This window comes from Bacillus sp. PK6-013 (genome assembly GCF_054161445.1).
On record NZ_CP096417.1, the window covers coordinates 3,203,501 to 3,224,264 of the forward strand.

The 20,764-nt window shown below is 45.8% G+C and carries 27 protein-coding genes; 16 read left to right on the plus strand and 11 right to left on the minus strand.

Annotation, left to right across the window (positions count from 1 at the left end; translation table 11 throughout):
* Nucleotides 1-9 precede the first annotated feature (9 nt).
* From M1E03_RS16210 to M1E03_RS16220, 3 genes are all read left to right on the plus strand, one after another.
* Nucleotides 10-318 carry a hypothetical protein gene (locus M1E03_RS16210; protein ID WP_458110515.1) on the plus strand — a complete coding sequence of 103 codons (309 nt, stop codon included), beginning with the start codon at nt 10-12 and terminating at the stop codon, nt 316-318.
* Complete coding sequence (locus M1E03_RS16215; protein WP_458110516.1) at nt 315-920, plus strand: polysaccharide deacetylase family protein; 606 nt, start codon at nt 315-317, stop codon at nt 918-920. The genes M1E03_RS16210 and M1E03_RS16215 overlap by 4 nt, the downstream gene beginning before the upstream one ends.
* A gap of 134 nt (nt 921-1,054) precedes the next feature.
* A complete protein-coding gene (locus tag M1E03_RS16220) occupies nt 1,055-1,549 on the plus strand; it encodes a GNAT family N-acetyltransferase (protein WP_458110517.1) in 495 nt (164 codons plus the stop codon).
* Nucleotides 1,550-1,588: 39 nt separating this feature from the next.
* Here the strand turns inward: M1E03_RS16220 and M1E03_RS16225 are convergent, their stop codons facing one another.
* The 3 genes from M1E03_RS16225 to M1E03_RS16235 form a co-directional block, all read right to left on the minus strand.
* Entirely contained in the window at nt 1,589-2,338 is a 750-nt protein-coding gene (locus M1E03_RS16225) for an NAD-dependent protein deacylase (protein ID WP_458110518.1), read from the minus strand.
* Between the two features lie 29 nt (nt 2,339-2,367).
* Nucleotides 2,368-3,444: a mechanosensitive ion channel family protein gene (locus M1E03_RS16230; RefSeq protein ID WP_106070786.1), complete on the minus strand. Its 1,077-nt coding sequence runs from the start codon at nt 3,442-3,444 to the stop codon at nt 2,368-2,370.
* 182 nt (nt 3,445-3,626) lie between these two features.
* Complete coding sequence (locus M1E03_RS16235; RefSeq protein WP_003180159.1) at nt 3,627-3,734, minus strand: YhdX family protein; 108 nt, start codon at nt 3,732-3,734, stop codon at nt 3,627-3,629.
* A 158-nt stretch (nt 3,735-3,892) separates the two neighbouring features.
* Between M1E03_RS16235 and M1E03_RS16240 the strand changes: the two genes are divergently transcribed.
* From M1E03_RS16240 to crcB, 3 genes are read left to right on the plus strand one after another with little or no spacing between them, the layout of a single operon-like run.
* A complete protein-coding gene (locus M1E03_RS16240; RefSeq protein WP_128822873.1) occupies nt 3,893-4,630 on the plus strand; it encodes a glycerophosphodiester phosphodiesterase in 738 nt (245 codons plus the stop codon).
* A gap of 15 nt (nt 4,631-4,645) precedes the next feature.
* Nucleotides 4,646-5,047, plus strand: coding sequence for a fluoride efflux transporter FluC (locus M1E03_RS16245; RefSeq protein ID WP_023856526.1), 402 nt, complete (start codon nt 4,646-4,648; stop codon nt 5,045-5,047).
* Nucleotides 5,044-5,400 carry a fluoride efflux transporter CrcB gene (crcB, locus tag M1E03_RS16250; RefSeq protein ID WP_023856525.1) on the plus strand — a complete coding sequence of 119 codons (357 nt, stop codon included), beginning with the start codon at nt 5,044-5,046 and terminating at the stop codon, nt 5,398-5,400. Before M1E03_RS16245 ends, crcB begins: the two co-directional genes overlap by 4 nt.
* Before the next feature lie 207 nt (nt 5,401-5,607).
* On the opposite strand, the gene M1E03_RS16255 is transcribed toward crcB, so the two are convergent.
* From M1E03_RS16255 to M1E03_RS16270, 4 genes are all read right to left on the minus strand, one after another.
* Nucleotides 5,608-6,285, minus strand: coding sequence for an N-acetylmuramoyl-L-alanine amidase family protein (locus M1E03_RS16255; RefSeq protein WP_009328972.1), 678 nt, complete (start codon nt 6,283-6,285; stop codon nt 5,608-5,610).
* Complete coding sequence (locus M1E03_RS16260; protein WP_003180149.1) at nt 6,248-6,535, minus strand: hypothetical protein; 288 nt, start codon at nt 6,533-6,535, stop codon at nt 6,248-6,250. Before M1E03_RS16260 ends, M1E03_RS16255 begins: the two co-directional genes overlap by 38 nt.
* A 200-nt stretch (nt 6,536-6,735) precedes the next feature.
* Nucleotides 6,736-7,137, minus strand: a complete 402-nt coding sequence (locus tag M1E03_RS16265; protein WP_020450746.1) for a hypothetical protein — start codon at nt 7,135-7,137, stop codon at nt 6,736-6,738.
* A gap of 97 nt (nt 7,138-7,234) precedes the next feature.
* Nucleotides 7,235-8,608: a hemolysin family protein gene (locus tag M1E03_RS16270; RefSeq protein ID WP_003180145.1), complete on the minus strand. Its 1,374-nt coding sequence runs from the start codon at nt 8,606-8,608 to the stop codon at nt 7,235-7,237.
* Nucleotides 8,609-8,922: 314 nt separating this feature from the next.
* Between M1E03_RS16270 and M1E03_RS16275 the strand changes: the two genes are divergently transcribed.
* The 4 genes from M1E03_RS16275 (at nt 8,923) to M1E03_RS16290 (ending at nt 12,732) form a co-directional block, all read left to right on the plus strand.
* Nucleotides 8,923-9,348 carry a MerR family transcriptional regulator gene (locus tag M1E03_RS16275; protein ID WP_020450745.1) on the plus strand — a complete coding sequence of 142 codons (426 nt, stop codon included), beginning with the start codon at nt 8,923-8,925 and terminating at the stop codon, nt 9,346-9,348.
* 60 nt (nt 9,349-9,408) lie between these two features.
* Nucleotides 9,409-10,731, plus strand: coding sequence for a hemolysin family protein (locus tag M1E03_RS16280; protein ID WP_020450744.1), 1,323 nt, complete (start codon nt 9,409-9,411; stop codon nt 10,729-10,731).
* Nucleotides 10,732-10,861: 130 nt separating this feature from the next.
* Nucleotides 10,862-11,458 (plus strand): TetR/AcrR family transcriptional regulator, encoded by a 597-nt coding sequence (locus M1E03_RS16285; protein WP_197407301.1) that lies wholly within the window; start codon nt 10,862-10,864, stop codon nt 11,456-11,458.
* Entirely contained in the window at nt 11,455-12,732 is a 1,278-nt protein-coding gene (locus M1E03_RS16290) for an acyl-CoA thioesterase/bile acid-CoA:amino acid N-acyltransferase family protein (protein WP_095289900.1), read from the plus strand. Before M1E03_RS16285 ends, M1E03_RS16290 begins: the two co-directional genes overlap by 4 nt.
* Before the next feature lie 29 nt (nt 12,733-12,761).
* Here the strand turns inward: M1E03_RS16290 and M1E03_RS16295 are convergent, their stop codons facing one another.
* From M1E03_RS16295 to M1E03_RS16305, 3 genes are all read right to left on the minus strand, one after another.
* Nucleotides 12,762-13,127 (minus strand): DUF805 domain-containing protein, encoded by a 366-nt coding sequence (locus M1E03_RS16295; protein ID WP_197407222.1) that lies wholly within the window; start codon nt 13,125-13,127, stop codon nt 12,762-12,764.
* A 111-nt stretch (nt 13,128-13,238) separates the two neighbouring features.
* Nucleotides 13,239-13,838: a lysophospholipid acyltransferase family protein gene (locus tag M1E03_RS16300; protein ID WP_026579982.1), complete on the minus strand. Its 600-nt coding sequence runs from the start codon at nt 13,836-13,838 to the stop codon at nt 13,239-13,241.
* Nucleotides 13,839-13,963: 125 nt separating this feature from the next.
* A complete protein-coding gene (locus M1E03_RS16305) occupies nt 13,964-14,959 on the minus strand; it encodes an aldo/keto reductase (protein WP_020450739.1) in 996 nt (331 codons plus the stop codon).
* Nucleotides 14,960-15,113: 154 nt separating this feature from the next.
* Here M1E03_RS16305 and M1E03_RS16310 point away from each other — a divergent pair, with 154 nt between their 5' ends.
* The 4 genes from M1E03_RS16310 (at nt 15,114) to M1E03_RS16325 (ending at nt 17,777) form a co-directional block, all read left to right on the plus strand.
* The gene (locus M1E03_RS16310; RefSeq protein ID WP_161513209.1) at nt 15,114-15,656 is read left to right on the plus strand and encodes a cupin domain-containing protein; all 543 of its coding nucleotides are present in this window, start codon (nt 15,114-15,116) and stop codon (nt 15,654-15,656) included.
* Between the two features lie 288 nt (nt 15,657-15,944).
* On the plus strand, nt 15,945-16,436 hold the full coding sequence (sigM, locus tag M1E03_RS16315) for an RNA polymerase sigma factor SigM (protein WP_011197692.1): 492 nt from the start codon (nt 15,945-15,947) through the stop codon (nt 16,434-16,436).
* A complete protein-coding gene (locus M1E03_RS16320; RefSeq protein ID WP_039072559.1) occupies nt 16,429-17,499 on the plus strand; it encodes an anti-sigma factor in 1,071 nt (356 codons plus the stop codon). The genes sigM and M1E03_RS16320 overlap by 8 nt, the downstream gene beginning before the upstream one ends.
* Nucleotides 17,487-17,777, plus strand: a complete 291-nt coding sequence (locus tag M1E03_RS16325; RefSeq protein ID WP_003180123.1) for a hypothetical protein — start codon at nt 17,487-17,489, stop codon at nt 17,775-17,777. Before M1E03_RS16320 ends, M1E03_RS16325 begins: the two co-directional genes overlap by 13 nt.
* A 28-nt stretch (nt 17,778-17,805) precedes the next feature.
* Here M1E03_RS16325 and M1E03_RS16330 read toward each other — a convergent pair whose 3' ends face one another.
* Nucleotides 17,806-18,240 (minus strand): GNAT family N-acetyltransferase, encoded by a 435-nt coding sequence (locus M1E03_RS16330; RefSeq protein ID WP_025808232.1) that lies wholly within the window; start codon nt 18,238-18,240, stop codon nt 17,806-17,808.
* Between the two features lie 112 nt (nt 18,241-18,352).
* Between M1E03_RS16330 and pdxR the strand changes: the two genes are divergently transcribed.
* Nucleotides 18,353-19,765, plus strand: a complete 1,413-nt coding sequence (gene pdxR / locus M1E03_RS16335; protein WP_458110519.1) for a MocR-like pyridoxine biosynthesis transcription factor PdxR — start codon at nt 18,353-18,355, stop codon at nt 19,763-19,765.
* 77 nt (nt 19,766-19,842) lie between these two features.
* On the plus strand, nt 19,843-20,730 hold the full coding sequence (locus M1E03_RS16340; protein ID WP_458110520.1) for an AraC family transcriptional regulator: 888 nt from the start codon (nt 19,843-19,845) through the stop codon (nt 20,728-20,730).
* Nucleotides 20,731-20,764 lie beyond the last annotated feature (34 nt).

The following is a 20,764-nucleotide window of genomic DNA, read 5'->3' on the forward strand; positions in this document are numbered from 1 at the left end:
GAGAGTGACATGCGCCAAGTATCAAAAAAAACTGCCCCATCTGTAGCTTATCTGTTGACGAAAGCAGCGTGCTTTTTTGTTTTGTGTCTGATTCTCCTGTACGTATGGGACCTTTCACAGTCCTCTGCCGCCGCTGAGAAAAAAGAGCTTACGGTGTCGGAAAACAGCCAAATGAGGCATGAAGGAGACAGCGTTCCGCTCAAAAAAGCAACGCAAGGCGAACTTCTCGATCACTTGAGCACAAAACAGCAGATCGAAAAGCGCAAGCAGGAAAAAGAGAAGCAAAAAGCTGCCGCGGAAAAAAGCAAGAAAAATTGAAGGAAAAAACGGTTTATTTGACGTTTGACGATGGGCCTTCAGCCGTAAGCCAAAGGCTGCTGCAAATTTTATCCGAACATGACGCTAAAGCGACGTTCTTCATGCTCGAACCGAACATGAAGCTTCACAAAAAAGCCGTTCTCAATATGAAGCAGCAGGGCCATGCACTTGGACTTCACGGAGTGACCCATGACCAAAAGCAATTTTATAAAGGCGCCAATTCTCCTCAGCTGGAAATGAAGCAGGCTCAAAAAACGCTGAAGTCTATCACCGGGGTTGAAACCCATTTAATCAGAACGCCTTACGGGAGCAAACCTTCGCTGACCGAAGCGCAGAAAAAAGTGCTGAAAAAGAACGGATTTGTTTATTGGGACTGGAATATTGACAGCATGGACTGGAAATACAGAAGCCAAAAATTCGTTCCGGAAGTCATGAACCAGCTGAATACGCTGGAAAAGCGGCAGACAAAACAGCCGATCGTGATCCTGATGCACGATATTCCTTCAACGGTTCAATCGTTGCCGTTATTGCTGACAAATTTAAAAAACATGGGGTATTCATTTGCAACGCTTGATGAATCGATGACACCCGTTCATGAATAACACCCCATGCCTGATCCCCTACTGAAGGGGATTTTTTTATTTCCTCCCGCAAGTGTGATTATCTGACACACTTGTTGCCAAACAAACCGTTTTCTGATTATGATGCAGTTATCTTTATATCATGGGGTGAATAAATGAAAATTGAAGAGCTGCATTCGACTGCCGAATATACCAATCAATTGGCCGAGCTTCTCATCCGGGTCGTCGATGACGGGGCATCGATCGGCTTTCTGCCCCCGCTTGATGAGCAGCTGGCGGAGGCTTATTGGAAAACAGCCGTCACACCGGATTCGGTGTTATGGATTGCCAAACAAAACGGCCTGATCGCAGGAAGTGTTCAATTGCACTTATGCACAAAACAAAACGGCCGCCACAGAGCGGAAATCTGCAAGTTAATGACAGATCCCGCCTTCAGGCGGCAGGGCGTCGCCAGATCATTAATGGAAAAAGCGATCGACAGGGCGAAACAGGAAGGCAGATCTCTTCTCGTGCTGGATACAAGGGAAAAAGACCCGTCCAACCTTCTTTACGCTTCGCTCGGCTTTGCCGAAGCCGGCCGCATTCCCGCATACGCGGAATCTGCAGACGGCAGCTTCGATACATCCGTTTTTTATTATAAAAAATTGTGATGAAGCTCAGAAAAAGGCGCTCCGGTCTGGAGCGCCTTTTTAACAGTTAAGCTTCCGAACAAACTCGGCGATTTTTTGATGGATGACAATATCAAATAAATGATCGTAAGGTGTCTTATCGAGATTGATCATCGCTTTCTTCAAGCCTGGGATCAAGTGCGCTTCTTCAGGAACAAACCTGACAGGCGCCACTTCAAGTGAAGTGCCGATCACCAAAAGCAGGTCGGATTCGTTGAGGACTTCAAAAAGCGTGTCAAAATGCTGAACGGCATCGCCGAACAGCACGACATCCGTTTTTAATATGAATCCGCATTCTCTCCCCTTGCCATTGACGCGATGGCATCTTGGCACTTCTTCTTGAAGAATGTGGTCAAGACCATAGCGTGCCCCGCATTTTGGGCATGTGGCAGTTTGGATCGAACCGTGCAGTTCATATACATGGCGGCTTCCCGCTTTAAGATGCAGTCCGTCGATATTTTGCGTGAACACCTTGACATCCTTACCGCTTTTCTCGAGATCGGCTAAATAAAGGTGCCCGTCATTCGGCTGATAAGTTCCGGTCATTTTCATTTGAAAAAGCTCTTTAAACTTCGGCCAAAACAATTTTGGATATCGTTCATAATAATCACGACTCATCGCTTCCATTCTCGACAGATCTTCCGTCCATATGCCGCCGGCTGAACGAAAATCGGGAATACCTGATTCCGTGCTCATACCGGCGCCTGTCAAAACGGTAATGCGCTCGGCATTTTCGATCATCTCCACAAACCTCAGGGCTTTTTCCTCCATTTGGCTTGTCTCCCTTCCAAAAGCGTTACCTAAGCTTCTCCTTGCTGATCTTTCATTTTCTTCAACTCAAAGAGGCTGTGACCCGGAGAAACAAAATCAACCTGCTCCTCTTTCATAATATCAAGAATTCGGTAGTTGACATCCTGTCTGACGTCCAAGTTTTCGGCCCAGACCGTCGTATTGGTATAGTAGTTGAAGAAGATGCTTAAATGCGTATCCTTCAGGACGTCGAAATTGACCATAATGACATCCGGGTTGACCCCTTCGTGCGACTTGAGCATTTCTTTGAAACGCTCCACACATCGTTCGACTTTCTCGCGCGGGGTGGATGGATCGATTTCGAGCGTAAAGGTGACCTGACGCTTTCGCATTTTCGTCCAGTTCATGATCGCTTCGTTAGCCAGCACCGAGTTGGGGACGGTCACGAGAGCTTCTCCGGCCGTGCGGACTTTCGTGCTTCTGAACGATATATCTTCAACAGATCCGGTGACGATATTTGTTTCAATCCAATCGCCGATTGTAAAGGGCTTCTCCATAATAATGACAATTCCGCCGAAAAAGTTGCCGACAGTGTCTTTTGCCGCAAGAGCAAAAGCGAAGCCGCCGAGCCCGAGTCCGGCAACAAATCCGTTGACATCATAATTGAACTCTCCGGCGATGACGCTGATTCCGAGCGCTACAATGATAAAGCGGAGAATCTTGGACAAAAACGGCGCAAGAATATCATCCATATCAAGCTCAAGCCGCTTGTTGATTTTATCGAATAAAACCGACGAAGCCGCCGTTAAGTTGTATAGGCCGCTTACAATAACCAAAATCACGGACACTCTGTACAGTTTATGAACGATCGCCATATGCCCATCAAAAAACGGGGAATAAATGATGGCCAGATAAATACCGAGTATCGCAAAAAACCACCGGGCCGGCTTTTCAAACGCCAGCGCCACCTGATTAAAAAAGTCTGTTTTCGTCTTATTCGTCAATTTTAGTATTAAGTTGAACAAGTACTTCGTAAATATTTTTCGAAACGCGAAAAATAAAAGAAGGATACCGATGCTGATTCCGATATCGACAGCGAAATCCATTGTCATATACTTTTCGAACATTGCTTTCTCTCCCTTATTTCACTCATCAAGCTTTAATTATACTAAAACGAGAAAAAAATTTCTCACTTTATTGTGCACCAAAAATAACCGTCGACACGCATAAAAGGCTGCCGAACACTTCGGCAGCCTGATGATCATCATATTTTATTGTTCCAGAGACAACGTGATTCGGGCCAACACCGCTATTTCTTCTTCTGAGACTGTGTTTGATCAAGGAGAGTCGCTTTAAACATTTCAGCATCGGTTTCGATCTTAATCCGTTCTTCCACTTTAATTCTCCCTTTACCCATCATCTCGCCTCCTTTTGTCCATTATAAAATATCAGAATCTTTAGTAAATGATCCTTTTGTACCATTTTGCCGAAATTTGTCGCTTGTCTCTTCTCCCTGCCCTTTGTCCGCTTCAGTCAAATGATTTACTTGCATCGCCAAAATCGGGTATCCTTGTGATGGAAAGATTTTATCAAGAGGAGCTGACATGCTTGCATATTATCGCACATCGCGGAGCCTCGGCTTACGCCCCTGAAAATACGTTTGCCGCTTTTGAAAAAGCGGTGGAGCTCGGGGCTGATTTTATCGAACTCGATGTACAGCTGACAAAAGACGGCAGACTTGCCGTCATCCACGATGACAAAGTTGACAGAACGACGAACGGTACCGGGTTCGTTCGCGAGTATACGATGAATGAGCTCGAAAAGCTTGATGCGGGAAGCTGGTTCAGCCCGGAATTTCAGGGCGAAAAAATCCCTTCACTTGAAGCTGTTCTGGGGAAATATCACAACGAGACGGGCCTTCTCATCGAAATCAAGTCGTCCAAAACCCAGCCCGGAATCGAAAAAGCGGCCGGACAACTGATCAGCCGGTTCGGCCATTCGATGAACACGATTGTCCAGTCGTTTGACGCAGGCGCCATGAGGGCGCTTCATCACATGTATCCTTCGATTCCGACCGCCGTTTTGATCAGGCCGCGATTCGGAATGCTGCCGCGCGCCCGGCTGCGGCAAATCGCGGAGTTTGCCCGGTACGTCAGCCTGAAAGCTACGATGGTCAGCCCTTTTCTGATCAAATCGATTCACAGCTGTGATTTGAAGGCGCTGGCCTGGACGGTCAACGGGGAGAAAACGGGACGCCGCCTGAAAAGCTGGAAAATCGACGGGATCATTACCGACTACCCGGATTATTTTTGAGAAAGAAGGAAGAGTATGAAATCATCTGTTGCCGTTTTTATCGGAGGAGCCCTCGGCTCGCTGCTGCGCTACTTCGTCAATCTGCATGGCGGCACCGCCGGTTTTCCTTGGCCGACTTTTATTGAAAATGCGTCTGGAAGCCTTCTCCTCGGCCTTTTGACAGGTTTTTTTGCGGCTCGGGCAAAAAAGCCGCTCGTCCAGTTATGTTTAGGAACGGGGTTTTGCGGAGGATATACGACAATGTCCGCTTTTTCTAAAGAGACCGTATTTTTGCTGCAATCGGCCGCTCCGCACATCGGGGTTCTGTACTTGATCGTGTCGCTTGCCTGCGGGGTGTGCTCCGCATTTTTGGGCATCATGATCGGCAAAAGGATGAGCGGAGCGTCAGGGAAAGAAAAGGAGCGGTATCAATCATGATGGCAGTTGGATTTATGATCGCCGGAGGATTCGGCTCCGTTTTAAGATTTTGGCTCGGCAATATGCTCATGGCGATGTTTCCGCGCCCGCGCATTCCTGTCAGCGTGATGGTGGTCAATATTGTCGGCTCATTCACCCTCGGCATATTCGTCAGCCTCGGCATTGACAATCAAACGGTCTCTATCTTGGTCGGAACTGGATTTTTCGGAGGCTTCACAACATTTTCCACATTCAGCGTCGAAGCGGTTCAGCTTTTGGCTGCAAAACGTGTAAAGGATTCAGCGGTTTACATGCTGCTTACAATGGCATGCTCACTCGGGGGGTTCTGGGCCGGCAGCATGCTGATTTTGTGAAGATGATGAAACAATGATGCTCGTTCGGCTATGAACAGGCGCTTGCACATGTACTTCCGGTTGTCATTTTTTTTTGCGCCCGCCGTCGCAAAAGCAGTGCCCTGATTTGGATGGCATTGTTCAGAAAGGAACACCACGGACAACTAAAAAAGATACAAACACATTAAAGAATCCATTTTGAATGCTTCAAAATGGATTCTTCCCTTTTTATCCTTTTTCAATGGCCGCTGTTTGAAAGCTGTCCCAATTCGCAGAAATAACGTTCAAAACATCGTCTTTTTCTTGGTAAGCTCCAATTTGTCCCCCGTCCATCGTCACTTTATACAGGGGAAACTCATTGTGTGTCAGACCGAGGCAGAGTGCGATGCCGGCTGCATGTCCCCGCGCCGTCTGTTCGATCCAGGCGGCGCTTTTCATTTTTGCCGAATCTTCGGGATGATCGATAAAGCCGTTCTCCGTCAATATGGCGTGCATCGCTGTTTCCCGAAGAACATGAAAGTTCGCCTTCTTCATTCCCCTGTCCCTGAGTCCGTTCTGCTTGATCACTTCGCCGTGAATGATCCGTTGATAAAGAGCAGTAACCGACTCATCGGTCAAGCCGCTGTAGATATAATCTTCATACCCGTACGCCGTACCGTCAAAAGCGTTTGTATGAATGGAGACAAATAAATCGGCCCCCCACGAATTGGCATCATCTGTGCGCTCCTGAAGGGTGACCGTTTTGTCTGTTGTTCTGCTCAGCCTCGTCTCTGCGTTATCATACTCTTTTAATAGAATGTCATTCATTTTGAGAGCAATCGCAAGCGTCACGTCCTTTTCCTGCAAACCGTTTCCCGATGCTCCCGGATCACTTCCGCCGTGTCCCGGATCCAAATAAATCTTCATGTTCAATCTCCTCCTTTGATAATGGTTTCAAGACGTTTTTTGAGCCGGAGTAAAATCCAACTGATGACAAGCCAAGCCAAGTTCCGATCATCATATCTTCCTTCCAGTCCCCTGCGGTAAACAAGAGAGAAATCGAGATGCCGAAGACAATTGCACAGATGGGGAGAAATCGTTTCTGAATGCCGACAAGCTTTACCGTATGCACCAATCCCGTAATCAGCGGAACGAGCGCAATTTCAGAAAAATCCATGTTCTTCCTCTCCTTTCCTGAAGCGTTTGTCTCAAAAAATGACCGGCATTACATGTGTCAAACCTCCCCGCTGTTTAAAGCTTGTCTTTATCATAAAAGAAAAGCTGCCCTCTCCCGTGTCATCATCGCGTCAAGAACCTGAAAAAAAACTGAAGCGGCGCAGAAAAGAAGGGCTTGTTTGAGACAAGCCCTCGCATCCGTTAAATATTCGTGATCGCCGCCAAGCTGACAAGCAGCTTGTCCAGCAGCGATTTCTTCATTAAAAACAGCGTTTTTTCGCTGTAGCCGATTTCCATCGCGCATTTTCCCATGCTCCAATTATGAATATACCGGCATTCCACCAACTTCCGCTCGAGCTCATCCAATTCGGAGACAGCCGTTTCCATCGAATCAAGCAAAAATTGATAGAGCCTTTTTTCCGCGTCGATCTGATATTCAGCGTTTCTTTCTTTGACGGCGAGCCCGTTCTTTTGCTCCTTCTCCATCCTCCTTTCTAAATTGAGCACGGCGGCTTTGTAATTTTTCCAATTCCGCAAATGAAATTCGATCCGCTTAATATACGTTTTCCTCTCTTCCTCCGAAATGATTTCGTACCACAGCAAATCAATCACCTCTCAAACAGAACATTTGTTCCCATTATATACGAACAAAAGTTCCTGTTCAAATGACTTTTTTCTTAAAATCAAAAATCACCTTGAGCTATTTTTCGCTCAAGGTGACTTCGTTAACGACGACCGGATTTGCCGGTGCCAGCTCTACATGTTCTGTTGTTTGTTCCCGCTTAACTTCGACGTGCTTAATCAGACGCCCTTCCATTTCGAGAACCGTTATCGTGTAGGAGCCGATATGCACCGCCTGGCCTTCCGCGATATCTATGTTTTCTTTCAGCACAAGTCCGCCGACTGTTTCGACTTCCTCTTCCTCGAGATCGTCTTCAAACAGCTCATTGACCTGATCGATTCTCACTTTGCCGTCCATGATGTATTCATGATCGGAGACTTTTTCGATAAGCGGTTTTTCGTCTTCATCGAATTCGTCCCTGATTTCCCCGACGATTTCTTCAAGAATATCCTCGGCCGTCACAAGACCAGATGTCCCGCCGTACTCATCCGTTAAGATCGCCATGTGAATCCGCTCCCGCTGCATTTTGATCAGCAGCTTTTGAACAGGCACGGTTTCAATGACTTCAATAACCGGACGGACATAGGCTTCAAGGGACAATCGCTTTTTCTCAGCCTCTGACATCATGAGCATATCCGTAAACAGCTGTTTCGTATTGATCATGCCGATGACATGATCCTTATCGCCTTTATAGACAGGCCAGCGCGTATACTTTTCCTGCAGCATGACCGAAATGGCCTCATCGATCGGCATATCCACCGGGACAGAGGCGATTTCAGTGCGCGGCACCATAATTTCTTTGGCGATCCGATTGTCGAATTCAAAGATTTTATTAACGTATCTATATTCAGACGGATTGATTTCTCCGCTTTTGTAGCTTTCTGATAACAGGATTCGCAGCTCTTCCTCCGAATGGGATTCATCCTTTTCCGAAGCAGGCTTCAAACCGAATAACCCGGTCAGCACTCTGGCTGAGGCATTCAGCGTCCAAATGAACGGGAACATCACAACATTGAAAAAGTGCAGAGGTCCCGCCAGCCACAGTGTCATCTGTTCGGCTTTTTGAATCGCGATGGTTTTTGGGGCAAGTTCTCCAACCACGACGTTCAGGAATGTAATCACTAAAAATGCAATGGCAACTGAAAGAGCGTGCGATACAGCGCCAGAAACATGCAAGCTTTCAAAGACCGGATGCAGCACCTTTTTAACCGTCGGCTCCCCCATCCAGCCGAGTCCGAGTGCTGTAATCGTAATGCCGAGCTGGCAAGCTGAAAGGTATTCATCCAGATCCGACACCACTTGTTTTGCGCGAACCGCCTTTTTGTTTCCTTCAGCAATCAGCTGATCAATGCGGGAGCTTCTGACTCTGACAATCGCAAATTCCGATGCCACGAAAAAAGCGGTTAATGCAATCAGAATCCCGATGATTATCAGACTAACAATATCGTCCATTTAACCTTATCCTTTACAAAGGACAAGGAGTCACCTCCTGATGAATTCAAATTCCCTTAATAAGGCTGATGTGCGTTCTGTAAAAATGACTATGCAGAGGGCCCCATCTAACCACCTCCAAGCCAAATATATACTATTATCTTACTTTATTAAAAAAGAGTCAGTCAAATGTCTAAACTTTAAATCTAACAATATTTTCTCGAATATTTAGATAAATAAAGGTTTTCGCATCAATTTTACGCCTTTTTTTGATCAATTAACTTGTATAAACAGCTTCTAATATATTAAAATGTTTTATAACTATAACGTGATGGTTGAGGAGGGATGCAGATGGGGCAGAGAAATATCGCATTGGCGAATTAGCAGCTGCTGCAGGCGTAACAAAACGGACTGTCGATTATTATACGAATCTCGGGCTGTTAACGCCTGACAGATCATGTTCAAACTACCGTTATTACGATGAAGCCGCTCTCAAACGGCTGAAGTTTATTATGGACTGCAAGCAGCAGAGATTGGCCCTGTCCGACATTAAAGTAAGGCTGGAAAACCAGTTTCCCTCTTCAACTGTGAATGATGATGAAATTGGAAGCCTGACAACGGAAATTGATCATGTCAATGACAATATTTCCGTGCTCATAAACAGATTGAAACGGCTGAATCCCGATGAACGGAAGATTCTGAAAAGCCGGCTTTCTCCTGAAAAAATGACGGTCATCCAGTCCTTTTTACTGCTGCTTTAGTTAATCTTTTACTAAACAGGAGGTGTTACCTTCATTCTCACGCTAGAGTGAAGGTCCTAATTGGAAATAGTTAATTTGGTTTTTGTTGCTGTATTAATTGCTTTAACAGCATTTTTCGTAGCGTCTGAGTTTGCGATTATCAGAATCAGAAGCTCGCGGGTTGATCAATTGATTGCTGAAGGAAACAAAACAGCGGTTTCGGTGAAAAAAGTCATTACGCATTTAGACGAATATTTATCGGCCTGTCAGCTCGGCATCACTTTGACGGCTCTCGGTCTCGGTTGGCTCGGGGAGCCGACAGTTGCCCGGCTGCTTGAACCGCTATTTGTGAAGTGGAACATTCCGAGCTCTGTATCACACATCGTTTCAGTCGTGATCGCCTTCAGCTTGATTACGTTTTTGCATGTGGTTGTCGGCGAGCTCGCTCCGAAGACGCTTGCGATCCAAAAAGCGGAAGCCGTTTCCTTCCTTTTTGCAAAACCGTTGATCTGGTTCTACCGCATCATGTTCCCATTCATCTGGGCGCTGAACGGATCGGCAAGGCTGCTGACGAAAGCGTTTGGCCTTGAAGCGGTTTCTGAAAATGAAATGGCGCACTCAGAGGAAGAGCTGCGAATTATTCTGTCAGAAAGCTACAAAAGCGGCGAAATCAATCAATCTGAGTTCAAATATGTCAACAAAATTTTTGAATTCGATGACCGTCTTGCCAAGGAAATCATGATCCCGAGAACAGAAGTCGTCAGCTTTCCAAATGATATGAAAATCGCCGAGATGATCGACATCACGAAGGTCGAAGGCTATACCCGCTATCCCGTCGAAGACGGAGATAAGGACAACATCGTCGGCGTCATCAATGTCAAGGAAATACTAACGGCCTGCATCAGCGGAGAATGCTCCAAAGAAGACACGATTGAACAGTTTATCAATCCGATCATTCATGTGATCGAGACTGTTCCGATCCACGATCTGCTTCTGAAAATGCAGAAAGAACGCGTTCATATGGCGATCCTTTCTGATGAATACGGCGGAACGGCCGGACTCGTGACGGTCGAAGACATCATTGAAGAAATCGTCGGCGAAATCCGTGACGAATTCGATATCGATGAAATTAATGAAATCCGCAAGATTGGCGAAAACCATTACATTCTCGACGGTAAAGTGCTCGTCAACCAAGTCAACGATCTGCTCGGCATTCAGCTCGACAATGAGGAAATTGACACGATCGGCGGATGGTTCCTGACGCAAAAATATGACGTCCAAAAAGGCGACATGATCACCGATCAGGGATTTGAATTCACGATCAACGAAATCGACGGCCACCACGTTTCATACGTTGAGGTGAAAAAAGCTGCGGAAACGCCGCTGCTTGAGGAAGCGGAATAACATTGTGAACAAACCGGGGGATACAATGAATTTGTATCCTCTTTTTTTGCATTCAAAATATGTAACCACTTGATTACAGAGCAAAATTCAATTATCATGTAATCAAGTGATTACATTTCAGGAGGGACTTATGTCAGCACAATCTACAAGGAATCGATTAATCGAAGCGGCGCTTGCCCTTTTCAAAGAAAAAGGATATCAAGCCGCATCCACCAGGGAAATTGCCCAAAAAGCAGGCGTCAATCATTTGACCCTTTTTAGACACTTCGGAAATAAACAGAATTTATTTCGGGAAAGTGTTATTCAACATGTGTCATCGGGAGATTTTATTGGAGAACTTGAAGGAATACTGAGCGGCGATTTACGACAAGACCTCTCATTCATTGCGAAAGCATATCTAAAAGAAAACCTGGAAAAAGGTACTGTTTTTTTACTTTACTTTAATGATGCAGTACAGGATAAGGAAGTTTGCGAATTAATCATGGATATTCCCCGCCGTCTCAATCGCTTTTTAGAGACTTATTTTGCGAACCTCTATGCCGAAAAAAAAATTTCAGGCGGCAATTTTCAAATTTTAAGCCAAATGTTTTTCGGTTTGCTGAATCAATACATTATGTTTCAACATTTGCCCGCATTCAAGGAGTCGTTCGATGATCGTATTGATGACTATGTTGAGGAGTGCGTCGATTTATTTTATACAAAACTTGAAAAGGAAGTGCCGTCTTGATTACTCTGCAACCGGTTTTGCACATACCTGCAGTTTCCAAATGGGATGAAAAAATAAACCTGAAGATAAGCGGACTCCGACCGTTTGATATCATTGAAATCATCTTGACTGTGAAAGATGAAGCTGACGCAGAGTGGAGATCACATGCTGTTTTTCAAGCGAATCGATTGGGAGAAGTCGACCCTGCAGCAGCAGCCCCAATAAAAGGAACCTACCAGTCTAAAGATCAAATGGGGCTTTTTTGGTCAATGCAGGCGGTTGAATCCTCCTGCTCGTTCCATAAAAAATCGGTTAATTCCTCCGTTTACAGGATTGAGGTAAAGCAAAAAGAACGCACGATCCTGAGTAAAGAAATAAAACGAGTGCTGCTTTCTGAAACAGTAGAGAGACAGGAAGTAAGCGAAAATGGGTTGTCCGGCACATTTTTTCGTCCGCTTGCTGTCAACCGGCCTCCCGCAGTCATCGTATTAGGGGGATCTGACGGCGGTCTTGATGAAACAATGGCAGGCATGTTAGCAAATTACGGATATGCAACATTTGCAATCCCTTATTTTCAATACAAACAGCTTCCTAAAAAACTGGTTGAAATCCCGCTTGAATATTTCCGGAAAGCGATCGATTGGCTCGGACGCCAAGAAGGACTTCATCATCGTCAGATCGGAATATGCGGAAGGTCAAAAGGCGGCGAACTGGCGCTGCTGATAGGTTCCCATTTTCCTGAAATCCGTTTTGCGGTTTCTCATGTAGGCGGCGGGGTCGTCTTTCAAGGCGTTGGATTAAAAAAATTTCGGCAGACATCTTCCTGGAGTCTGGACGGCGCACCGCTCGCCTTTGCCCCGCTGCCATTGTTTTCGCTTTCTCAGCTGTGGAATATGGTGACACATAAGCTCACAAGACAGCCTCATGCTTTTACTGATCTTTACAAAAAAGCTTTACGGAAAGTGAAAGAGGATCATCCAGCAATTATAAAAGCGGAACATATTAATGGGCCTATTCTGTTAACTTCAGGTACGGATGATTTGGTATGGCCCTCCGCCTCTATGAACGAGAAAATCGTTGAACGGCTGAAAAAGAAGAGATTTCCCTATTCTGTTAAACATCTATATTTCGAAGATGCCGGCCATAATATCAGGCCTCCATACTTTCCGACATCCGGGCGGAAAAGCCGAAAAATAGCCTATGGGGGAAAAACTGAAGCCGATGCCATTGCAGCTCAAACATTTTGGCGGGAACTGCTTTTGTTTTTAGAAAAATCAACTGCCACAAACAACTAAAAAACCGCCTGGGGACAGGCGGTTTTCGCTTAGATAGCTGCCTTCGGGTTCGGCCCGTATTGATTTTCCTCTTTTACACTGTTTTGACAAAGCATGATCAGCAAAATAAATTGCCCAATAAGAGGGATCAGACCGATGCAGATCCAGCAGCCGCTTTTACCCGTATCATGCAATCTGCGGATCGTGACAGCCAAGCCCGGCACAAGAATGGCAAGCAAATAAACCATCCCTAAAAATGTCTCTATTTCATATTCCGGAAGATGCAGAATGGCTTTAAAAAAACCGTAGAGGACCAAAATCATGTATGAGAAAAAGCAAAACAGCCAAAATTCCTTTCGTCTCGCCCTTCCTGTAAATCCTGCATAGTTTTTTATTGCTTTCAAATACCATTTCATATATAAGCTCCTCACCAATAAATATCGTTCTAAAATACTGCCCAAAAAATTAAAAAACAGCTTCTGTGCGTGAGAAGCTGTTTTTCCTGTTTTTCCTTGCGTATGTTTGAATTATAGCTGCTCCAGCTTTTTCTCTAAAGCTTTAATACTGTCATTCAAAGCCTCCGTCATTTTGACCAGCTTTTCTTTTGACGAATATTGAGCGAAATCTTCCTGATTGAGCGGTTCGCCGATGACCAGTTTCATTTTACCTCTCTTGAAAAGCTCTTTTTCGTTGGAAGGACCGCTGTATGCGGCCGGCACAAGCGGCGCTTTTCCCATCTGGGCGATCGTGACAGCCCCTCTTTTCAATGGAACATCTTCAGATGATCTCGTTCCGCTTGGGAAAATGCCGACGATTTTTCCTTCTTTCAACAGCTTGATCGGGGTTTTGATGCTGCTTGGCCCGGGATTTTCCCTGTCGACGGGAAATGCGTTGATGCTTGAAAGAAAAGAACCGCTTAATTTATTTTCAAAAAGCTCTTTTTTCGCCATGTAATGAATTTCCATAGGCAAAATGCCGACACCCAGTGCGACGACATCCACCCATCCTGCATGTGTGCACGCAATAACGAAACCTGTGTCTTTAGGAAGATTTTCTTTATTGTATACTTTAATTCCGCCGCGCAAAGAAAGAATCGCTTTTGCAGCATAACCAGTAAATTTATACATATGGCACTTCCTTTATTGATGTAGTCGTATGAGGTTTCCCTTTATTATTATAACAATTTTTTTTATTACCTGGTACTAAAAAATGATTTTTCACAAAAAAAACCGGGGAATTTTCTCCCCGGTTTTCAGACTTTTTCTTTTGTCGGCGGCGCCATAAATTCAGGCCCGATCTGTTCTGAAATCGTATTGTCCAATATGTCGTCAATTGCTTTTTGATCACTTTCCGTTAAGCTCCAGCCGGTGATTTCGCTGACTGGACGGATTTGATCAGGGCGTCTCGCTCCCCATAAAGCGATACTTGCGCCGGGCTGATCAAGCACCCATCTTGCTGCCAGATGGAGAACCGATTTGCCGAACCGCTCGTTTGCAAACTCATCAAGTTTCCTGACGGCCTCCAGATATTCTTTAAAGCGCGGCTTTTGAAACTTAGGGTCCCGCTTTCGAAGGTCGTCCCCTTTGAACGTGTAGTCCTCATTCATTTTTCCTGACAGAAGCCCCCTGCACAAGCTTCCGTATAATAGCGTCGTCAGCCCTTGATCTTGCGCATACGGAAGAATGTCTTGCTCGATTTCCCTTTCAAACATGTTGTACGGCGGCTGTACGGTATGAAGCGGCGCCGCAGCTCTGAATGTGTCCATCTGCTCCGGGGAAAAATTGCTGACGCCGACCGCTCTGATTTTCCCCGCATCATACAAGTCTTTCATCGCTTCCGCCGTTTCTTCGATCAGGACGAGCGGATCGGGCCAATGCACTTGATACAGGTCGATGTAATCCGTATTGAGCCTTTTCAGCGAATCGTCAACTTCCTTGATGATCCGCTCCCTCGATCCGTCGAGGTACAGCTGTTCCTGCTTCCAATCAAGTCCTGATTTTGTCGCGAGAATGACTCGGTCGCGCTCTCCGTATTGCTGTACGGCTTTACCGACGATTTCTTCCGACTGCCCGAAACCGTATGCCGGAGCGGTATCAATCAGGTTGATTCCTTCATCAAACGCAGCATGAATCGTCTGAATCGCTTCTTTTTCATCGCTTCCGCCCCACATAAAACCTCCGATGGCCCATGTTCCGAGACCGATGCGCGACGATTCGATCGATGTACCGGATATGTTGATGTATTCCATGCTCCTCTCCCTCCTGTTGTGAGTCTGATATCATATTTTCCCGGAAGCTTTTTTTTAAAAACGTGTTTTGACTAAAAATCATCTTACAGCGGGACACTTCATATGCCTATTGCATATGATGATCCCAATAAACTAATGAAGGGACCTAGAACAAATGCATCCAAATCAATACCCATATTATATTCCTTTTTCTTATAACCCGGTTTGGTTTCACGAATCAGACTATGCAGGCGCTTTTCGAACACCCGGCAGCGAAGAACGCATCGTATTAAGAGATTATGGACAAAAGCCGTTTGCCGCTAATATCAACGAAGCGGCAAAACAGAACAAAACGTTTCGGACCGCTTTATGGACAGGAAGACATTTGCAAGTTACCCTGATGAGCCTCAACCCCGGCGAAGACATCGGATTGGAAATGCACCCTCACGTTGACCAGTTCCTTCGTGTTGAACAAGGCAGGGGAATCGTGCAAATGGGGCCGAGCAAACATCATTTGCAATTTAAAAGAAATGTTTGCGATGACACCGCTATCGTCGTCCCTGCCGGAACATGGCACAATCTCACCAATACAGGCAATACTCGACTGAAACTCTATTCAATCTATGCTCCGCCCAACCACCCATTCGGCACCGTCCATCGAACGAAAGCCGATGCGCTGGCCGCAGAAGGCCGCCGCGGTCACGGCCAATATTTTTGACAGACGATAAATACAGCTGATAATGAAGGATATCCTCTAATCAAATAGCCTTTTAGCATATAATAAAGATCTGATATGCTTAAAGGTTTATTTTGCTGCTGTGCTTTATATTTCGGCCGTTCAGTCGTTAAAATCGCCATGAAGATTAGTTTTTTTGAACGTGTTCAGTTATTATATAGGGTAGATGATTTTAAAGGTAAGAAATTGGAGGAAAAATGAGCCGTGGGCATATTTAGTGCAACTTCAAACCTTTCTTATGCGTTTATAACATAGAGGGGAGAAAAGGCAGTGACTATCGACGAAATTTACCAAATGTATATGAATGATGTTTACAGGTTCCTGCTCTCCATGACGAAAGATAAACATCTAGCAGAGGATTTGCTTCAGGAAACCTTTATGAGAGCTTACATACACATCCATTCTTACGACCACAGCAAAGTGAAGCCATGGCTTTTTCAAGTGGCACGCAATGCGTTTATCGACTATGTCAGAAAGCATAAAAAGGAAGTGACGATTTCTGACGACATGATCGGAAACCTGTTTCAAAACGCGGTGCAAAGCCCTGCTCACCAGGTCGAAATCAAGGAAGTGTTAACCTTATATATGAACCAGCTCCCCGATAACTACCGGGAAGCGCTTACGCTGTACTATTTAAAAGAATTGAACTACAAGGAAGCGTCAAGCTTGATGAATATCTCAGAGGCTAATTTTAAAAGTGTTTTATTTCGTGCCAGACAGCGGCTGAAAGCACTTTACAACAGAGGTGTTAACGATGAATGAAGATTTTAAAAAACGTTGGGAAAAATATAAAAACGGCGAACTTTCCGAATCGGAAATGCTCCGGGTCGAAGAAGAGCTTGAACAGCTTGAAGAATACCAGGACATGCTGGAACAGGAAATGAAAGACGAAGACTGGGATTTGGCGATCAGTCCTGAAAAGCAAAAAGCGATTTTAAGATACGGAAAAAATAAATCATATATGCGGATTTCCACCCTTGCTGTTATTTCTACGCTTATTATTCTGCCGATCTGCACACTCGGCAGCTATCTATACTACGGGTTGGGCGGGCATGAAAGCAAAGGGAATGAACTGGTGCAAACCGCTTCAATGACAGTTGCCGTCACAAACCCGAATATTCAAGTCGATACTGAAGCCCTTGTCAACAAAGTAAAACTCTTTGGAATCGAAACACAGTTCCCGTTAAAGAAGCAAATCGGAAACGTCACAAAAGTAGTTGGAAATGAAGAAGTGGAAATGTTCTTCGATCAGCTGAAGTCTCCGCAGATTCATCAATACAATCAGGAGCTTTCAAAAGAAGAACGTCATTTTGTCTACCCTGACGGCATCAAAGAAAAATCAGTGTCCAAAGCCGAGTCGATTTTAAAACAGCTGCCTGACGGAACCGTAACCGAAGCTTTCCTTTCCTTTGAAAAAGCATACCCGACAAAGGAGCTGTATGAAAAATTAAAAGGCTATGATGTTCGCGTTCTGTGGAATGCGATTGAAACAGAGGGCGATTTAAAAGAGCATCCATACGCAGAGCCGATCGGATTTCCCGGAAAAGATTCAAACCGGATTTTTGAAATTCAGCAACCTGCCGAAAACGATGACGAACAGTTTAAAGCGGCGCTTTCCTACATGATCAAGAACAAGAAATGGGCTGAAACCATTTCAGGCAGGAAAGACCTGAAGCTTTCCAAACGGCTTGACTATGTGGAACAGAATGGTGTGAACGTGTATGGAGCCGTCATTACCGGACCGTCAAAAGAGGTTGAACGGCTGATCAAAAAAGGGCCTGTCAAAGCAGCTAAAGTAGGTGAGGTGGAATTATGGAACTGGTAAGAATCTTTAAGGAGCACAACGTATTTGGATGGGTGTCTGTCGGCACGGCCATTCTGTCCCTGTTCGTCTTAAACTTGGCCATTTTAAGCGACACGATCGCATATTCGTATAAGATGCTTCCTTTTGCGATGGCCGCCGTTCCGCTCGGAATTATCGAGCTGTTCATAAAAAAAGGACGGACCGGTCTCGGATTTCTCGGCGTCGTCCTGAACATTTTCATTCTCGTTTGCGTATGGACCATCGTCTCCATCGATACGAATCTGCAGCTCGGCTTTTAATAACTCCCCGGTTATACCGGGGAGTTTTTCATTTCAGAGCCTTGCGAAATAGGTAGCTCGCTTTTTCATACCCCATTTTCTCTTCGTAAAAACGGTGAGCGTCTGCCCGCTGTAAGCCTGAGGATAAAGCGATTGAAGCCAATCCGTTCCCTTTGGCCCACTCTTCAACAGCGCCTAAAAGCTTCTTTCCATAGCCTTTTGAACGGTGTTTTTCACACGTCACCAGGTCCGCTACCCAAACATGCCGGCCTTGGTTCAAAGAAACCCTCGGCAAAAAGCCGGCCAAAGCCACCGGAATATCACCGTCGTACAGCGCAAATAACGTGTAGCTTTCAGCCTCCCGAGCTTCTTTGACGAGCTCCAAAAAAGACGTTTCATCCAAATGGGGCCGGAGCTGTTTCATGATCGGATAGACTTCCTTGAGCTCTGTTTCACAATGCAATTCCCTATAATCAAGCAACATCGTCATTCCCTTCTGTTGGTTATGAAACTACTTTAACCCGAAAACTGACCTTTTTAAAATGACCAGTTTTGATAAAATAAAACATACCAGATGAATTGAAAGGGCTGATCGAATGGATATAACCCCTTTTTTAAACCGCAGCGGCAGCGAGCCGCTTTATCAGCAGCTGTACACGTTTTTCAAACGAAGCATTCATTCGGGGTACATAAAGCCTGGAACAAAGCTTCCCTCCAAACGAATGCTTGCCAAACATTTAAATATCAGCCTGACAACCGTTGAACACGCGTATGAACAGCTGGCTGCAGAAGGATATTTGCTTAGCAAGCCTAGAAAAGGCTGGTTTGCGGCTGAAGTGGAAGGAGACTTTGCACAGACTGCGCCTCCTCCCCCTGCCGAAAAAGAACCGGAAGAACATGAGACGGCGGCTAACATGATCGATTTTCACCACGGCCACGTAGACCTCGCATCATTTCCTGTTTCCCAATGGAAAAAAACGCTCGCCAAAACTGTTGGTGAATCAGGGTACGACCTTTTTCAAAGCGGCCCGCCGGCCGGAGACATTCCGCTGCGGAAAATGATTGCGGTTTACCTCAGAGAGTCTCGCGGCGTGGTCTGTTCACCCGAGCAAATCATCATCGGAGCCGGCACACCGGTTTTGCTGCAGTTGCTGTGCCATCTGTTTCCTAAAGGCACAACCGTCGGTTTTGAAGATCCCGGATTTCATCGCTCGAAAACGGTCCTGAAAACCGGCGGCTTCAATGTGATGCCTATAGCAGTCGACGAGAGCGGGATTTCCGTGCAAGATCTTGAACAATATCAGCCGCAGCTCGCATACACCACCCCGTCCCATCAGTTTCCGCTCGGAATGATCATGCCGGTCGGCCGCAGGCTGCAATTGCTTGACTGGGCAGCATCGACCGGAGCTTATATCATCGAAGACGATTATGACGGGGAATTCCGCTATGCAGGACAGCCGATTCCTTCCCTTCAGGGACTCGACCGGAACCACCGGGTCATCTATTTAGGGACTTTTTCAAAATCGCTGATTCCCTCCCTCAGGATCAGCTATATGGTTCTCCCCTTTCCGCTCGTCAAAGAGGGGCTCAACATGGCATCCTTATTTAAACAAACGGTTTCCCGCCATGTACAGCATGCCATTGCTTTTTTTATGAAAAACGGGGATTATCAAAGGCACTTGAACCGAATGAGAACACTCTACCGAAAAAAGCGAAAAACGCTCCTTGATGCCATCAAGCGTGAATTTGGCGATCATGCCGCAGTCAGAGGAGAGAACGCCGGCCTTCACATCATCCTTGAGGTGAAAGACGCCCCGAGCGAAGAGTGGCTGACCCAAAAAGCGCTGGAAAAAGGGGTCAAAGTATATCCAGCCTCTGTCTCGTATGTGACTCCTCCTGAAACCCACGCGGTGCTCCTCGGGTTTGGCGGACTTTCTGAAAAAAGCATCGCAGACGGCATCAAAAAGCTGAAGACAGCATGGTTGAACGGTGGACAGTCTCGGGAATGACCCTGCACAATCGGGCACGGAAAGTCGGATGTGGGGATTCTGCTCCTGCTATTCTTGTAAACATAGGAGGTCATCAAATGGATTTGCTGAAGAACATGAATCAAGCCATGGCGTATATTGAAGAACACTTGGCGGACAGTATCGACTTTCAAACGCTTGCGAAGCTTTCTTACTGCTCTGAATATCATTTTAAAAGGATGTTTTCTTTTCTTGCCGGGGTTTCGCTGTCCGAATACATCCGCCGCAGGCGGCTTACCCTTGCAGCGTTTGAACTGAAGAACACGAATCGAAAAGTGATCGATATTGCGGTGAAATACGGCTATCACTCGCCGGATGCTTTTACGCGCGCATTTCAAAAGCTGCACGGCATTACACCGACAGAGGCCAGACACGATATCAGCACACTGAAAGCATATCCTCCGATGACCTTCCAGCTTACAATTAGAGGAGGAAACGAAATGAATTACCGAATTGTTGAGAAGAAGGCATTTCGGATCGCCGGAATCAAAAAAAGGGTTCCTGTCGTCTTTCACGGAGTCAATCCGGAAATCGCCTCGATGTGGAAAGCTTTAAGGAGTGAAAACATCGATGAATTAAAGGAGCTGTCAAATGTGGAGCCGCTTGGACTGATTCAAGCATCGGCGAACTTTTCCGAAGGCCGGATGGAAGAGCAGGGAGAGCTTGACCATTATATCGGTGCAGCGACAACGAAGGAATGCCCGGACCGCTATGAACAGCTTGAAGTTCCCGCCTCGACATGGGCTGTATTTGAAGCGGCCGGTCCGTTTCCGGACACCCTTCAAAATGTCTGGGGACGCATTTATGCTGAATGGTTCCCGTCTTCACATTACGAGCAAACGAAAGGGCCGGAAATCCTTTGGAATCAGGATCAAGATATCAGCTCCCCAACGTTTAAAAGCGAAATATGGATACCTGTCCAAAAAAGAACCGCATATAAAGACTAAAGAAAGAACGGGAGGTTTAACCCTCCCGTTTAAA

Excerpts from the sequence above, each read along its gene's own strand:
- M1E03_RS16260 (WP_003180149.1), bottom strand. The coding sequence starts at position 6,535 with ATGGATTTTTCTGAAATTGCGCTCGTTCCGCTGATTACGGGATTGGTG.
- M1E03_RS16230 (WP_106070786.1), bottom strand. The coding sequence starts at position 3,444 with ATGTTCGAAAAGTATATGACAATGGATTTCGCTGTCGATATCGGAATC.
- M1E03_RS16225 (WP_458110518.1), bottom strand. The coding sequence starts at position 2,338 with ATGGAGGAAAAAGCCCTGAGGTTTGTGGAGATGATCGAAAATGCCGAG.
- M1E03_RS16220 (WP_458110517.1), top strand. The coding sequence starts at position 1,055 with ATGAAAATTGAAGAGCTGCATTCGACTGCCGAATATACCAATCAATTG.
- M1E03_RS16235 (WP_003180159.1), bottom strand. The coding sequence starts at position 3,734 with ATGGGTAAAGGGAGAATTAAAGTGGAAGAACGGATTAAGATCGAAACC.
- M1E03_RS16255 (WP_009328972.1), bottom strand. The coding sequence starts at position 6,285 with ATGAAGATTTATTTGGATCCGGGACACGGCGGAAGTGATCCGGGAGCA.
- M1E03_RS16305 (WP_020450739.1), bottom strand. The coding sequence starts at position 14,959 with ATGGAATACATCAACATATCCGGTACATCGATCGAATCGTCGCGCATC.
- M1E03_RS16245 (WP_023856526.1), top strand. The coding sequence starts at position 4,646 with ATGAAATCATCTGTTGCCGTTTTTATCGGAGGAGCCCTCGGCTCGCTG.
- M1E03_RS16285 (WP_197407301.1), top strand. The coding sequence starts at position 10,862 with ATGTCAGCACAATCTACAAGGAATCGATTAATCGAAGCGGCGCTTGCC.
- M1E03_RS16310 (WP_161513209.1), top strand. The coding sequence starts at position 15,114 with ATGCATCCAAATCAATACCCATATTATATTCCTTTTTCTTATAACCCG.
- M1E03_RS16300 (WP_026579982.1), bottom strand. The coding sequence starts at position 13,838 with ATGTATAAATTTACTGGTTATGCTGCAAAAGCGATTCTTTCTTTGCGC.
- M1E03_RS16325 (WP_003180123.1), top strand. The coding sequence starts at position 17,487 with ATGGAACTGGTAAGAATCTTTAAGGAGCACAACGTATTTGGATGGGTG.
- M1E03_RS16270 (WP_003180145.1), bottom strand. The coding sequence starts at position 8,608 with ATGGACGATATTGTTAGTCTGATAATCATCGGGATTCTGATTGCATTA.
- M1E03_RS16330 (WP_025808232.1), bottom strand. The coding sequence starts at position 18,240 with ATGTTGCTTGATTATAGGGAATTGCATTGTGAAACAGAGCTCAAGGAA.
- pdxR (WP_458110519.1), top strand. The coding sequence starts at position 18,353 with ATGGATATAACCCCTTTTTTAAACCGCAGCGGCAGCGAGCCGCTTTAT.
- M1E03_RS16295 (WP_197407222.1), bottom strand. The coding sequence starts at position 13,127 with ATGAAATGGTATTTGAAAGCAATAAAAAACTATGCAGGATTTACAGGA.
- M1E03_RS16340 (WP_458110520.1), top strand. The coding sequence starts at position 19,843 with ATGGATTTGCTGAAGAACATGAATCAAGCCATGGCGTATATTGAAGAA.
- M1E03_RS16320 (WP_039072559.1), top strand. The coding sequence starts at position 16,429 with ATGAATGAAGATTTTAAAAAACGTTGGGAAAAATATAAAAACGGCGAA.
- M1E03_RS16210 (WP_458110515.1), top strand. The coding sequence starts at position 10 with ATGCGCCAAGTATCAAAAAAAACTGCCCCATCTGTAGCTTATCTGTTG.
- M1E03_RS16240 (WP_128822873.1), top strand. The coding sequence starts at position 3,893 with ATGGAAAGATTTTATCAAGAGGAGCTGACATGCTTGCATATTATCGCA.
- crcB (WP_023856525.1), top strand. The coding sequence starts at position 5,044 with ATGATGGCAGTTGGATTTATGATCGCCGGAGGATTCGGCTCCGTTTTA.